The sequence below is a fragment of the Janthinobacterium sp. SUN033 genome (assembly GCF_030397595.1).
GTDB lineage: Bacteria > Pseudomonadota > Gammaproteobacteria > Burkholderiales > Burkholderiaceae_D > Janthinobacterium > Janthinobacterium kumbetense.
In genome coordinates, this window is sequence record NZ_JAPQNV010000005.1 from 233,458 (window position 1) to 246,398 (window position 12,941).

A 12,941-nucleotide genomic window follows, 5' to 3' on the forward strand; every position below is an offset into this window, starting at 1 on the left:
GCTTCGGTTCCGCGTTCGCCAGCCCCACTTGCCTCCATGCCCCATGCCCACCTGGACTTCCCCGCCACAACTCGTCGCCCTGGCCGCCTTTTATGCGCAGGCGCAAGCCCATCCGGGTGCCATCGGCGACGCGGCCTTTTTCGACGCCGTCACAGCCGCACACTGGCCCACCAACTGCTGGAGTTACGTGGAAGCATCGTTCGCCATCATCGCGCCCGCCTGCCTGCTGCGTCCGCATCTGACCGCCGAGCTGATCGCCTTGCCGATCGACGCCATGATCGCGGGCGGCCTGGACGATGCGGGGCAAGTCATCGCCATCGGCCTGGCCTGCGCCACGCGCGATGCGCCGTATGTGGCGGTGAGCGCAGAGGGCAAGCGCTGGCTGACGCAGGTGTGGCCGGGACTGGAAGAGCTGGTCGAGACCGTGTTTCAAGCCAGGCTGCAGGAGGCGCTGGCGGAAGATGAGGACTAGGCAAGCCAGCCCTTGACTTGGAAAGCCCGTTTACGTTATGGTATACGTAACTACTTACATATATCCCGCCCAACATGTCTTCCAACTTGCAAACCTACGGCTCCCTGATGCTGGCCAGCCGCCTGCGCCGTCTTTCCGATCAACTGTATGCGGGCGTCGATACCAGCTATCTGGCCGCTGGCGTCGAGCTGACGTCGCGCTGTTTCCCCTTGTTATTGCTGCTGCGCGACAACGGCCCGACGGCGATCACGGCCCTGGCCGCGCAGATCGGGCAGACGCACCCGGTGGTGGTGCAGCTGGGGCGCAAGCTGCTCGATGCCGGCGTGGTGGTGGAGATGCCGGACGCCAAGGATGAGCGGCGCCGGCTGCTGGCGCTGTCCGACGCCGGGCAAGCGTTGCTGCGCAACATGGCGCCCCTGTGGGACGATGTGCGCGCGGCCGTCGATAGCGTCTTCGAGCACGGTACGCCGCAGCTGATGGCCAGCCTGGACCGGGCCGAAGCGCGCCTGCAGGCGCAAGGTTTCGGCGAAACGATCGCCGCCTGCCGGCGCCTGCGCGAGCGGGCGGCCGTGGAAATCATCGATTACGCCGCGCAATACGCGGCAGACTTCAAGCGGCTGAACATCGCCTGGCTGGAGCGGTATTTCTATGTCGAGGCGCTGGACGACAAGGTGCTGTCCGATCCGCAACGCTCGATTCTCGACGCTGGCGGGCAGATCTTCCTCGCGCGCCTCGATGGCCGCATCGTCGGCACCTGCGCCCTGATCCGCGCCGGCGACGCCAGTATCGAGCTGTCGAAGATGGCCGTCACTCCCGAATGCCAGGGCCTGGGCATCGCGCGCCGCCTGATCGAACGGGCCTTCGACGCCTTCGAGGCCAGCGGCGCGCAACTGCTGTTCCTGGAATCGAACAGCAAGCTGGCGCCCGCCATCCGCCTGTATGAAAGCAGCGGTTTTACGCACGTGGCGCGGCCGGCCGGCGACGCCCATTACCAGCGCGCCGACGTCTACATGGAGTGGCAGGGCCGCTAGCGCACGCGAGGGCGCCACGCGGCGCTCCCCATCGGCCGTCTCCCGCGTTACAATACGCGCATCCATAACGGAACTTAGGTTCCACTATTCCGAGACGCCGACGCCGCATGCCTTCCTTCCCGATGCCCTTCCCGCAGTTGATCGTTCCACCCGAGCCCACCCAGGCGCGCAGCAAGCTGGCCTTCGAGCGCTTGCTGCTGGTAGGGGAACAGTTGCTGGCGGAAAACCGTTTCGATGAAATCGGCGTGGCCGACCTGGCAAAACTGGCGGAAACCTCGGTGGGCACGTTTTACCGTTTATTGGGCGACAAGGACACCTTGAGCCGCTTGCTGCTGCAGCGCTTTTTTTCCGACATGGTGGAAAAGGTCGAAACCCTGACGGAGCTGCGCCAGTGGGAAGGGCGCAGCCTGGAAGACTTCATCCGCGCCATGGTGGCCATGTTCGTGGCCGTCAACATGGGCCGGCGCGGCGTGCTGCGCGCCCTGATCACGCGCTGCTCGCAGGATGCGCAGTTCCGCGACAAGGTGCACCAGATCAACCATCTGATCTCGCAGCGCACGGTTGCCGTGCTGGCCAGCAAGTCGGCCAGCATCCGCCATCCGAATCCCACGCAGGCGATGATGGTGGTGCCGCCCGTGCTGCTGGGCATCCTGAACCAGCACGTGTTGTCGGGTTCGCTGTCCTTCCTGTCGGCGGCCGCGCTGGAAGATGAGCTGGTCCGTGTTGCTTTAAATTACCTGACTTGAGATATTTAGCGATTTAACTTGAAATCGGAATTCGGATTCCGTATTATGTTTTCCAACAGCAGGAAAATATATTCCTGCACCTGAACACAAAGCATGTTCAACAGCAAGGAGACAGAATGCGGCGTCACACGACATCCGATGTTCCATTGCATTATCTCGACCTCGGTCCCGGCACACAGGCAGGGCAGGGCGATCCCGTGTTTTTGTTGCACGGCCTCGGTTCCTGCGCCGAAGACTGGCGCCCGCAAATCGACGCCCTCGGCAGCAGCCATCGCCTGATTGTGCCTGACCTGCGCGGCCATGGCGCCAGTCCCGCGCCCAACGGCGACTGGCAGATCGGCGACTTCGCCAACGACCTCTTCAACCTGATGGACCAGCTTGACGTGGCGCGCGCGCATATCGTCGGCTTTTCCCTGGGCGGCATGGTGGGCCTGGAAATGGCCAACCGCGCCCCCGGCAGGGTCGCCAGTTTGTGCCTGATCAATTCCCAGCCGTTCCAGGGCAGCAAACCGGCCGCGCTGCTGTTTGCCTACTGGCTGCGCCGCACGGTGATCGCCACCTTCGGCTTGAAAGCCATGGGCAAGATCATCGGCAAAAAACTGTTTCCCGATCCTGAACAGCAAGCCCTCGTCGAGCGCTTTGCCACGCAGATGGCGGGCATGGACAAGCGCGCCTACCTGGCCGCGCTGGACGCCATTTTCCACTGGGATATCGACACCCATTTCCAGGCCCTGGCCATGCCCGTCCTGATCATGGCGGCGGACCAGGATTACACGCCCGTCGCCAGCAAGCGGGCCTTTGCCGCACAGTTTCAGCAGTGCGAGATCGAGATCATCGCGAACTCGCGCCACGCCACGCCCCTGGACCAGGCGCAGCGTGTGAATACCTTGTTGCAGTCCTTCCTTACCATAAATTCAAAATAAACAGGCCACTCGCCGCACGGGCCGGGGGCCGGAACACAGTCATCGCAGGGCAGGTGCACGCTTTTTGCGCGCGGGTACCGTTACGTCTTGCGATTCTGGAATCCGGCCGTTTTCCCTGGCGGTAAGCAAGCCTGACATTGGAGACGCTATGAAACTTGCTTTGAAATTGATGCCCGCCGCCCTCGCCGTTGCCGGCGCGTTTGCCACCCAGGCCCAGGCGCAGGAAGCCAACCCGGCAACTGCCGTCAGTGCCCAGGAAGCCAGCGATGCGAAAGAACGCATGGAAACCGTGACGGTCTCTGCCCGCCGCCGCGAAGAGCGGCTGCAGGACGTGCCGCTCGCCGTCACGGCGTTTTCCGCCAAGGCCCTGGAACGGGCGAATATCCAGAACCTGGCCGATTTGCAGGAGCGCGTGCCGAACCTGACCGTGTACGCATCGCGCGGCACGAATACCACCCTGACGGCGTTTATCCGCGGCGTCGGCCAGGCCGACCCCGTCTGGGGTGTGGACCCGGGCGTGGGCATTTATTTCGACGACGTCTACATGGCCCGTCCGCAAGGCGCGCTGCTCGACGTGTTCGACGTGCAGCGCATCGAAGTGTTGCGCGGCCCGCAAGGCACCTTGTACGGCAAGAACACCATCGGCGGCGCCATCAAATACATTTCGCGTCCGCTGGCGAAGGAAAACGGCGCTTCGGCGGAAGTGGGCCTCGGCAACTACAACCAGCGCAACTTCAAGGCCGCCTTCAACGTGGCCAACGAAAACGGCACGTGGCGCGCGCGCCTGGCGGCTGCCAAGCTGGACCGCGACGGTTTCGGCCGCAACACGTTCAACGGCGAACAGGTCAGCGACCAGGACAGCACGGCCGCGCGCCTGTCCGTCGGTTACTTCCCGCAGGACATCCCCTTGACCGTCGTGCTGAGCCTGGACGCCACGGACGACAAATCGGGCGTGCGCGGTTTCCAGCGCATGGGCGTGAGCGCTTTCGATCCGCTCAGGCGTCCGCCCAGCACGGATGCGTATGACATCCAGAGCGGCATGCCGGGCAATAACTTCACGCACAACCGGGGCGGTTCGCTGGTGGCCAACTACACCTTGTCGAACGACTGGTCCGTGAAAGTGATCGGCGCCAAGCGGCGCAGCACGTCCGAGCAAACCATCGACTTCGACGGCTTGCCGCAGCCCATCGCCGACGTGTTTGGCGATTCGCGTGACGAGCAGAAAAGCCTGGAATTGCAGGCGTCCTACAGCGGCGACTATGGCGCCGGCGTGATCGGCCTGTACCGTTTCGAAGGCACGGCCGGCGGCGGCATCTACAACAATTTCCTGGGACGCCAGTTCCAGGCCGCCGTCAGCACGGTGGAGACGGACAGCACGGCGCTGTACACGGACTGGACCTGGCCCGTGGGCAAGGCGTGGAGCATCAATGCGGGCTTGCGCCACACGCGCGAGGAAAAGCGCGCCATCGTGCTCAACCGTGCTTTTGCCGACGTGGGCTTCACGCGGCCGATCCAGACGGCGGCCGATTTCGACAAGTCTTTGTCGGTCAGCAATACCTCGCCGAAATTGTCCGTGCGCTATGAAGCGTCGAAGACGACGAATTTCTACAGCAACTTGTCGCGCGGCTTCAAGTCGGGCGGCTACAACGTGCGCGCCAACAATCTGGTGGTGCCCGATTCCGCGCGCCCGTACAAGGATGAAAAACTCGATGCGCTGGAAGTGGGCATGAAGTACGCGGCGCCGGACGATACCTTCGACGCCAACGTGGCCCTGTTCTACAACCGCTACAAGGATATCCAGTTGTCCGTCTTCACCAGCTACGTGCAGCCGGGCGGCTTGCCTGGTTTCTATGGCGACTTCACGAATGCGGGCAAGGCCACCGTGAAAGGCGCGGAGTTCGAATTCTCGTGGCGGCCGAACCGCCAGTGGGAAGTCAACGGCTTCCTCGCCTTGCTCAATGCCAGCTATGACGAGTTCATGAGCGGCGGCAAGAACATTGCGGATACGCAAAAGTTCAGCAATACGCCGCGCCGGCAAGTGGGCTTGAACCTGACGCGCACGGACCGCGACGTGTTTGGCGGCGCCCTGCGCAGCATGGTCGGTTACGGCTACCGCAGCAAGGTGTATCCGACCACGGACTTGAGCGAAGTGCTGGCGCAGGGCGGCTACAGCATGTGGACGGCTGGCGTCGTCTGGGAAGCGCCGAAGAACTGGACCTTCAGCTTGCATGGCAGCAACCTGGGCAATAAACGCTATCGCACGGATGGCTACAACATTCCTGCGCTGTTCATCCTCGACGGTTTCTATGGCCCGCCGCGCCAGATCATCGCCAAGGCAGGCTACAAATTTTAAGGTTCTCAACTATCGGGGCTGGACCCGCCGGGTCCGGCCTCGCTGGTCGTAAGTGCCGGCTTGATATGCATCAAGCCGGTTTGTTGTCGCTGTTTTCGTCCTTAATAATAATCAGGAGACTGGCATGGCACATCTGAATCAGCAACTGCGTCACTTCTTATCTGCACTCATCGCCGCCTGCGGCTTGCTGGCCGCGCTGCCGGCCGCAGCCGGCCAGTGGGACTTCGGCCTGTACGCGAGCCTGTGGGGCTCGCGCGAATACCAGGTCTGGCTACCGAGCAACTACAATCCGAACACGCCGCTGCCCGTCGTGTTGATGCTGCACGGCTGCGGCTCCGAGCCCAACAGCATGGCCGCCGTCAGCCGCTACAACGAACTGGCCGACAGCGAAAACTTCATCGTCGTCTATCCGCGCCAGAACGTCACGGCCAACCCGATGCGCTGCTGGAATTTCATGTTGCCGCTGAACCAGGAGCGGGGCACGGGCGAACCGGCCGTGCTGATGGGCATTTTGAACAAGGTCAAGAGCAAGTATGCGGTGCAGGACAGCCGCGTGTATGTGACGGGCATCTCGGCCGGCGGCGCCATGGCGTCCATCATGGCCGCCTGTTATTCCGACGTGTTCGCTGCCGTGATGGTGCATTCGGGCGGCATGTACAAGGGCGCCACGGGCATGATCACGGCCGCCGATTCCCTGTTCAACGGCAGCTCCTTCGACCCGAAAGTGCGCGGCAAGGATGCCTGGCGCTGCTCGGGGTCGCCGCGCCGATTGATGCCGACGATGGTGTTCCACGGCACTTCCGACATCGTCGTCAACCCGATCAACGGCGAGCAAACCATCGAGCAATTCCTGCAAACGAGCGATTACGGCGACGATGGCCTCGACAATGACAGCGTGCGCTACCGCGCCGACAGCATCGTGCGCCAGACGGTGCCATACGGCCGCAGCTATTCCATCGACACGTATTTGCACAACGGCGCCGTCATCGCGCAAAAGTACACGGTCGAGGGCATGAACCACGCGTGGAGCGGCGGCCCTCCCGGCTGGCCATTCAGCGACGAGCTGGGCCCGGACGCTACCGTGATCAGCTGGAATTTCTTCAAGAATTACCAGCGCTGATGGCGTAGGGAAATTTTCATCTTGTAGAATGGGGCGCCGCGATTGCGCTCCACTGTATGCCTGTGAAAAATCCCATGCCCGCTTGCCGCCTGCTGTCCTGCCTTGCCGTCGCCTTGCTGTCCGCTTGCGCCAGTGGCGGCCCGCCCGCCCCATCGGCGGCCTACGCACTGGCGTTCGAGCGTGCCGCCCTGCAGGACAGCATGCGCAGCGAATGTGACTGGAGCGTGCGCTACGCGCCCGTCGCAGCAAAGGACGTCAGCGTGGCGCAGTTGCAGGCGATCGCCACGGCGCGTCTGGCGGCCTTGCAACTGGCGCCCGCCTGGACCTTGTCCATGCCCGGCAGCGCGGCGCACGCCTTTACGGAGTCGGAGCAGGACCGTGCCGGGCTGCAATTGCTGCTCAGCATCGTCTTGCCGGCCATGGAGCGCTACCCGGCCGGCGTCTTCGCGCGCACGGGCTTGCGCCACGTCGTCCTGGTCAAGGATTTGAGCGTGGACGGCCAGCGCCGCCTGGCCATGCCGGCGCCGGAAATCGACAGCGTCGTCTACGCCGACAACCTGCTGGCCGCGATGTGTCCGTCCGGCATGGAGCTGCGCGTGCACCACGAGTACTACCACTTCATCGAATACCGGCTGTTCAACGATTTCTATTACCGCGACCCCGCCTGGCTGGCCCTGAACCCGCCCGGCACAGCCTACGGCCAGGGCGGCGCCACGGCCTATGGCAAGGGCTTCCAGAACCTGGGCCACCCGCAGCCGGGCCTCGTCAGCCTATACGCAGCCTACGGCCCCGAGGAAGACAAGGCGGAAGTGTTCGGCTGGATGATGACGCCCGCGTATGCGTTGCGGCTGGAGCAATGGAGCCTGGCGGATGCGGCGCTGGCGGCCAAGCGGCAAAGCTTGACGGAAGTAGTGGGAACCTTGGCGGATTCTTACTAAATATCAAGTATTTCCTTGCCATCTCATGGCATTTTCGGTTCTCCAGCTTGATTAAGAGCATATCCCAGTAGGGAGCGTCTTCTGCTGGCAGCACATCAGGAGCGCGGACAAGGCGTGAGGAGGACGCGTGGCGAGCCACGCAACGACGATCAACGCAGTCCCCGCTTCTGAGGCGCGCCAGCGGGAGATGTATTCATCTACTGGGATAGGCTCTAAATGCAAGTGCGAATGAGGAGAACTCCATGGACGGTGACGAGTCGATATCGGGTGCCCAGCGTCCCTTGCGCCTGCGCCTGGGTGTCTCGCCCAAGGTGCCCGCCGGCGTGCTGATACCGCAGCGTATCGCCGGCAGCGAGGCGATCTGCGGTGGTATCGAGTACCGTGTGCTGTGTGTTTCGACGCATGCCGACTTGCCGCTCAGTAGTTTGATTGCCTTGCCAGCCGCCATCGATATCGTGACGGATCAGGGCAGGCTGCGCAGTATCTGCGGCCTCGTCACGCAAGCGAGCGCCGGCGACAGCGACGGTGGGCTGGCCAGCTACCAGCTGGTGCTGACGGATGCCTTCGCCATCATGGAGAAGCGCTGCAATACGCGCGTCTTCCGGCGCCTGACGGATATCGAGATCGTCAAGACCCTGCTCGACGAGTGGATACGCAGCAATACCGTGCTGGCGCACGCCTTCCAGTATGCATTTGCCGATTTCTTCGAGGCGCAAATGTATCCGCAGCGTGAATTTGTCATGCAGCACAATGAATCCGATGCAGCCTTCGTGCGCCGCTTGCTCAAGCGTAGCGGCGTCGCCTGGTTTTTTCGTGCGGTGGGCAATACGGATACGCATGCCGAGCCGGCGCATACCCTGGTGCTATTCAACCATGCCGATGGCTTGCGGAAAAACATGGCGGATACCGTGCGCTATCACGCGGACCGCGCGACGGAACAGCGCGACACCCTGACGTCGTGGAGCGAAGTGCGCAAGCTGCAGGCGGGCAAGGTGACGCGCCATAGCTGGAATGAAGAACACCCGCGCGCGCGGCCGTTCATGACTGCCGATGCCTTGGGGCGTGGACAGCAGGGCATGCATGGCAATGCCGTTGCCGCCACGCTTGATGATTACCGCGTGCTGCCTCCGCGCGCGGGCATCGATCATGAGGCCTTGTGCCAGCTGGGCATGCTGGCCATGCAGCAGCACGATTACGAGAGCCATTGCTTTCACGCCGAAGGCAGTGTGCGCGACCTGTGCCCGGGCGAATACTTCAGCCTGGCCGAGCACCCGGACATTGACGCCTTGCCGGTGGCCGAGCGTGATTTTGTCATTACATCGCTGCAGGTGGCAGCGCAAAATAACTTACCCCGAGAGCTTGCCGCCAGGGTAGCACGCCTGTTTGCGCGCAACCGCTGGCTGGCCGATGACATAGCGCTGTCGCAGCGCGAACTGGCGGCGGCGGTGGATGATGGCCCCCTGCGCATGCATATTGCACTGACTGCCGTGCGGCGTGCCCATCGTCCCATCCTATGACACGCGCATCGACCTGCCGTCAGTCACCATGCAAAGCGCCGTGGTGGTGGGGCCGGAGAATGAGGAAGTTCATTGCGACGCGATGGGCCGGGTCAAGGTTCGCTTTCCCGCCACGCGCAAGCTGGACCACGAGCATGCGGGCGGCACGGGCGCCTCCGATACGGATGCCGATTCGGCCTGGATACGCGTCGCGTCGAACTGGGCGGGGAACGGACCTGGCAGCATGCAGCAATGCGGCTACCTGGGCTTGCCCCGCGTGGGCAGCGAAGTCCTGCTGGCCTTTCTCGGGGGCGACCCGGACCGGCCTATCGTCGTCGGCCAGCTGTACAACCACAACGCGCAGCCGATCGCCCTGAGCAAGGCAGGCGACTTGCCCGGTAACCGTTACTTGTCCGGCATTAAGAGCCGCGAAATCAAGGGCACGCGTGGCAACCAGCTGCGTTTTGATGATGTCCATGGGCAAATCAATGCCCAGCTTGCCAGCGATCATGGTTCCACTCAGCTCAACCTGGGCTGGCTGACGCAGGATAGGCGCAACGGCCAGGGCACGGCGCGCGGCGAGGGTGCCGAGTTGCGTACCGACGAGCAAATGGCCATGCGGGCGGGCAAGGGCATGCTGATTTCGGCCTGGAAGCGCCTGAATGGCGATGGCAGCCATATGGCACGCAGCGAATATCTGGGCCTGATGGAAAACTGCCTGGAATTGTTTCGCTCGCTGGGCAGCTATGCGGTGGCGCATCAGGCACTGGAACAGGAAGACCAGGCGCAGCAGGCATTGCAGCAAAGTTTAAAAAGTTGGGAAGGCGGCAGCAATACGGAGCCCCGTGCCGAACTGGGCGCTGCGGCGGCGATTGCCGTCACGGCGCCCGCCGGCATCAGCTTTGCCAGTTCGAAGGCCATCGTCAGCTACGCCGCCAGCAATGTCGATACGGTGGCGCAGCAGCATCTGCAAGCGGTCGCGGGCCAGCGCTATAGCGTGAATGCGGGCAAGGGCATATCGCTGTTTTCCCATACGGACGGCATCCGCGCCATCGCGCACCATGGCAAGTTCCTGCTGCAAAGCCAGCATGACGACATGGAACTGAATGCGGGGAAAAACCTGAAACTGACGGCCAGCGACGGCAAGCTGACTGGCATGGCCGATGAAATCGTGTTGATCTCCAAGCACGGCGCCTTTATCCGCATCGCCGATGGCATCACCTTCGGCAGCAAGTCGCCGCTGAATTTCAATGCACCCAACTTCGTTTTCAATGATCCGCAGAGCATGGCGGTGCAATTGCCAAACTTTGCCGAGGGCAAGACCGACCAGCAATTCATTTTTCAATACGAGGGCGACGACAGTCCCGTCGATGGCGTGCCGCAAGAACCGCAGCTGGCGCCGCAGGCGCACTTTGCAGTGAAGCTGGGCGATGGTTCAGCGGCGGATGGCCGCAGCGATGGGTGCGGCAAGACGGACGTGCTGGAGCGCACGGCGATGCACCTGGCCGCCATCGAAGTGTTCAACAACAAGGATTGATGACGCCAGGAGAGTGCGATGGGCAGTTATCCGACAGTGCCGTATGTCGTGGGCGACGATGTGGCGATCCTGCATTGCGAACGCAGCGTGTGCAAGAAGGTCAAGATACGCCGCAATCTGCCGGGCAATATCATCGTCATTCATGGCGTCAACGATGTGGGCGTCAGCTACAAGGCGGTGGAAGAGGGCTTGTGCGAAGGCCTGACGCAAAGGCTGGGTCGCGGCTTTACGGCCGCGTCTTACCGCATGCCTGTGGCGGCGGACAAGGACAGGCTGGAAGACGATCCCGACGCCGTCTTCTTCAAGCGCACGATTGCCAAGGACACCAACAGTCCCGTGATTCCATTTTACTGGGGCTACCGCGAAGTGGGAGTGAAATGCAGCAATATCAACGGCCAGTTCGTCGACCGCTACGGCAACCGCCTCGACAAGGACCTGTCCAAGGAAGGAGGTCCTTTCGGCAACGCCACCAGCAGCTTACCCGACATGTGGCGTCCGGGCATGTATGCACCTGCGGATCCCATGGGCGATGCTTTGCGGCCCCTGAGGACGGCGCCCGGGCGCATGTACATGGTGCTGGCGGCGCAGCGCCTGGCCGCACTCATTTCCATGATCCGCGATTATGACGCGGAAGACACCGTCAGCATCGTTGCACATAGCCAGGGTTGCCTGCTGTCGCTGCTGGCGCAAGCCATGCTGATGGAAAAGGGACTGGCGCCGGCCGATAATCTGATACTCACGCATCCGCCGTACAGCCTGGTGGACAGCCTGCCCCTGTTGATGCGAGGTGCCGCCTGGTTCGACGGCGGCGAGGATGCGGCAATGAAGTCCTATTACCATTTGCTCAGTGGTGCGCAGACCTTGGGCGCGCGCCTGAAGACCTTGGTGAATATAGTTACCGGCGTGGCGAAGGGCAACGGCCAGGCATGCAAGCCGCCGTTTTCCGACCTGAAAAAGGACGAACATCGTGGCATGGTCGGCAGCCGCTGGCAGAGTGCCGACGACCGCGACAATCGCCGCAAAGTCTATCTGTATTTTTGCCCTGAAGATATGACCGTGGCGCTGGATAACATCCAGGGCATAGGATGGGATGGCGTGCCCGATTATGCGTCGGGAAGTGAATTGATGGAAGAAGAGGAGACATCCAGTCTTGATGGGTACAGTATTTCTTCCGGACATACCAAGATGGTGGAACACAAGCAGGTACGCGGCGCGCTGGCGGAACTGGGGGGCAGATTTTATCAGCGCGTATTCAGCGAGAAGACCAGGCTGGATCCGGCCACTGGCAAGACCACGGTTTCATTGGTGGGCAAGCCGCCGCCTTTTGATTTTCCGTTGCGCCTGCCGACGGAAACGGAGCAGTCGCACGTGGAGGTTTCGCTGCGAAAACACCGTGCACAACATCAGGCGGTGGCCTGGCCTGTCAATGCCCGGTTGGGAAAGATGGAGCAGCGCAATGGCATACGCACCATTACGGGCGAAGCATTGAAGCAGCCGGTGGCCGCCGATTTACGCGGCATGTCGCAAATCGATCCTGCGAATATCCCGGCAACGTCCATGATGAGAAACCGTCCTGTTGCCGATCAGGGACCCGCGGAGGAGGTTGATCCTTGCGATGCTACGGTCGCACTGACGAGCGGGACTGGCATGCAGTTACGTAGCGAATATCGTCCTGATCCGGGAGGCTATCAAAAGTTTCCCGAGCGGCTAGAACACCTTAATCCACGAGAGTTGGCATTGATGACGGCAAGCTACAACAAAGAACAGGGACTGCACGTGAAAGACAAGCTTGATCAACGTGAAATCGTGTCCGCGCTACGCTACCCTGACAGCAACGTCGTGGCGAAAATTCAGGAAAGTCCGAACGAGGCGCGCTTGCGCTGGCAGCGCGAGGTCAGTGCCAAATCTTTCCACAGTTCCATTATCGGTAGCGCGAAGAATCATCGCCAAGTGACGGCGTATGACGTGGCCATTGGCAGTGGCAAGGCGTCGTCGGATCCGCAGTTTTATGCGTATCTGTGTGCGGTGGCGGATTGGCGGGTGAAGAACCTGAAGAGCAACGAAAAAGGGCGTAAGGGAATACGGATAAAAGATAAATTCATATTGGAGTTTGCTCCCTATTTATCCGTAGAACCTGGATGGAGAAGTGCTGCGATCAATGGCAGCATTGACTATTACAACACTGGGATCTTGCCTGTAGGATTGCCCTTGCTATCAGGGCCGTTGTGGAAAATTGTAGTGTCACAAACAAAAAACATAAAAATAGTGAGTGAAAAAAGCAAAATAAAAGAATTGTCGAAGCCCCGTCGGTAGCAACTTGCCTGG

The 12,941-nt window shown here is 61.8% G+C and carries 10 protein-coding genes; all 10 read left to right on the plus strand.

Features of this window, described 5'->3' with window-relative positions:
• Positions 1–43: 43 nt before the first annotated feature.
• The 10 genes from OX460_RS21645 (at position 44) to OX460_RS21690 (ending at position 12,929) form a co-directional block, all read left to right on the plus strand.
• The gene (locus OX460_RS21645; protein ID WP_289899889.1) at positions 44–472 is read left to right on the plus strand and encodes a hypothetical protein; all 429 of its coding nucleotides are present in this window, start codon (positions 44–46) and stop codon (positions 470–472) included.
• Between the two features lie 74 nt (positions 473–546).
• A complete protein-coding gene (locus OX460_RS21650) occupies positions 547–1,503 on the plus strand; it encodes a bifunctional helix-turn-helix transcriptional regulator/GNAT family N-acetyltransferase (RefSeq protein ID WP_289899890.1) in 957 nt (318 codons plus the stop codon).
• A gap of 107 nt (positions 1,504–1,610) precedes the next feature.
• Positions 1,611–2,249, plus strand: coding sequence for a TetR/AcrR family transcriptional regulator (locus OX460_RS21655; RefSeq protein ID WP_218965280.1), 639 nt, complete (start codon positions 1,611–1,613; stop codon positions 2,247–2,249).
• A 116-nt stretch (positions 2,250–2,365) separates the two neighbouring features.
• Positions 2,366–3,172, plus strand: a complete 807-nt coding sequence (locus OX460_RS21660) for an alpha/beta hydrolase (RefSeq protein WP_289899891.1) — start codon at positions 2,366–2,368, stop codon at positions 3,170–3,172.
• Positions 3,173–3,320: 148 nt separating this feature from the next.
• Positions 3,321–5,525 carry a TonB-dependent receptor gene (locus OX460_RS21665; RefSeq protein WP_289899892.1) on the plus strand — a complete coding sequence of 735 codons (2,205 nt, stop codon included), beginning with the start codon at positions 3,321–3,323 and terminating at the stop codon, positions 5,523–5,525.
• A 124-nt stretch (positions 5,526–5,649) separates the two neighbouring features.
• Positions 5,650–6,645, plus strand: a complete 996-nt coding sequence (locus tag OX460_RS21670; RefSeq protein ID WP_289899893.1) for a PHB depolymerase family esterase — start codon at positions 5,650–5,652, stop codon at positions 6,643–6,645.
• A gap of 74 nt (positions 6,646–6,719) precedes the next feature.
• Entirely contained in the window at positions 6,720–7,583 is an 864-nt protein-coding gene (locus tag OX460_RS21675; protein WP_289899894.1) for a hypothetical protein, read from the plus strand.
• A 242-nt stretch (positions 7,584–7,825) separates the two neighbouring features.
• Entirely contained in the window at positions 7,826–9,100 is a 1,275-nt protein-coding gene (locus OX460_RS21680; RefSeq protein ID WP_289899895.1) for a type VI secretion system Vgr family protein, read from the plus strand.
• Positions 9,078–10,616, plus strand: coding sequence for a type VI secretion system Vgr family protein (locus OX460_RS21685; RefSeq protein ID WP_289899896.1), 1,539 nt, complete (start codon positions 9,078–9,080; stop codon positions 10,614–10,616). Before OX460_RS21680 ends, OX460_RS21685 begins: the two co-directional genes overlap by 23 nt.
• Positions 10,617–10,634: 18 nt before the next feature.
• Positions 10,635–12,929, plus strand: a complete 2,295-nt coding sequence (locus OX460_RS21690; RefSeq protein WP_289899897.1) for a DUF3274 domain-containing protein — start codon at positions 10,635–10,637, stop codon at positions 12,927–12,929.
• Positions 12,930–12,941 lie beyond the last annotated feature (12 nt).

Bases quoted from the DNA above. Each gene is read 5' to 3' on its own strand.
- OX460_RS21645 (WP_289899889.1), top strand. From the start codon at position 44: ATGCCCACCTGGACTTCCCCGCCACAACTCGTCGCCCTGGCCGCCTTT.
- OX460_RS21650 (WP_289899890.1), top strand. From the start codon at position 547: ATGTCTTCCAACTTGCAAACCTACGGCTCCCTGATGCTGGCCAGCCGC.
- OX460_RS21655 (WP_218965280.1), top strand. From the start codon at position 1,611: ATGCCTTCCTTCCCGATGCCCTTCCCGCAGTTGATCGTTCCACCCGAG.
- OX460_RS21660 (WP_289899891.1), top strand. From the start codon at position 2,366: ATGCGGCGTCACACGACATCCGATGTTCCATTGCATTATCTCGACCTC.
- OX460_RS21665 (WP_289899892.1), top strand. From the start codon at position 3,321: ATGAAACTTGCTTTGAAATTGATGCCCGCCGCCCTCGCCGTTGCCGGC.
- OX460_RS21670 (WP_289899893.1), top strand. From the start codon at position 5,650: ATGGCACATCTGAATCAGCAACTGCGTCACTTCTTATCTGCACTCATC.
- OX460_RS21675 (WP_289899894.1), top strand. From the start codon at position 6,720: ATGCCCGCTTGCCGCCTGCTGTCCTGCCTTGCCGTCGCCTTGCTGTCC.
- OX460_RS21680 (WP_289899895.1), top strand. From the start codon at position 7,826: ATGGACGGTGACGAGTCGATATCGGGTGCCCAGCGTCCCTTGCGCCTG.
- OX460_RS21690 (WP_289899897.1), top strand. From the start codon at position 10,635: ATGGGCAGTTATCCGACAGTGCCGTATGTCGTGGGCGACGATGTGGCG.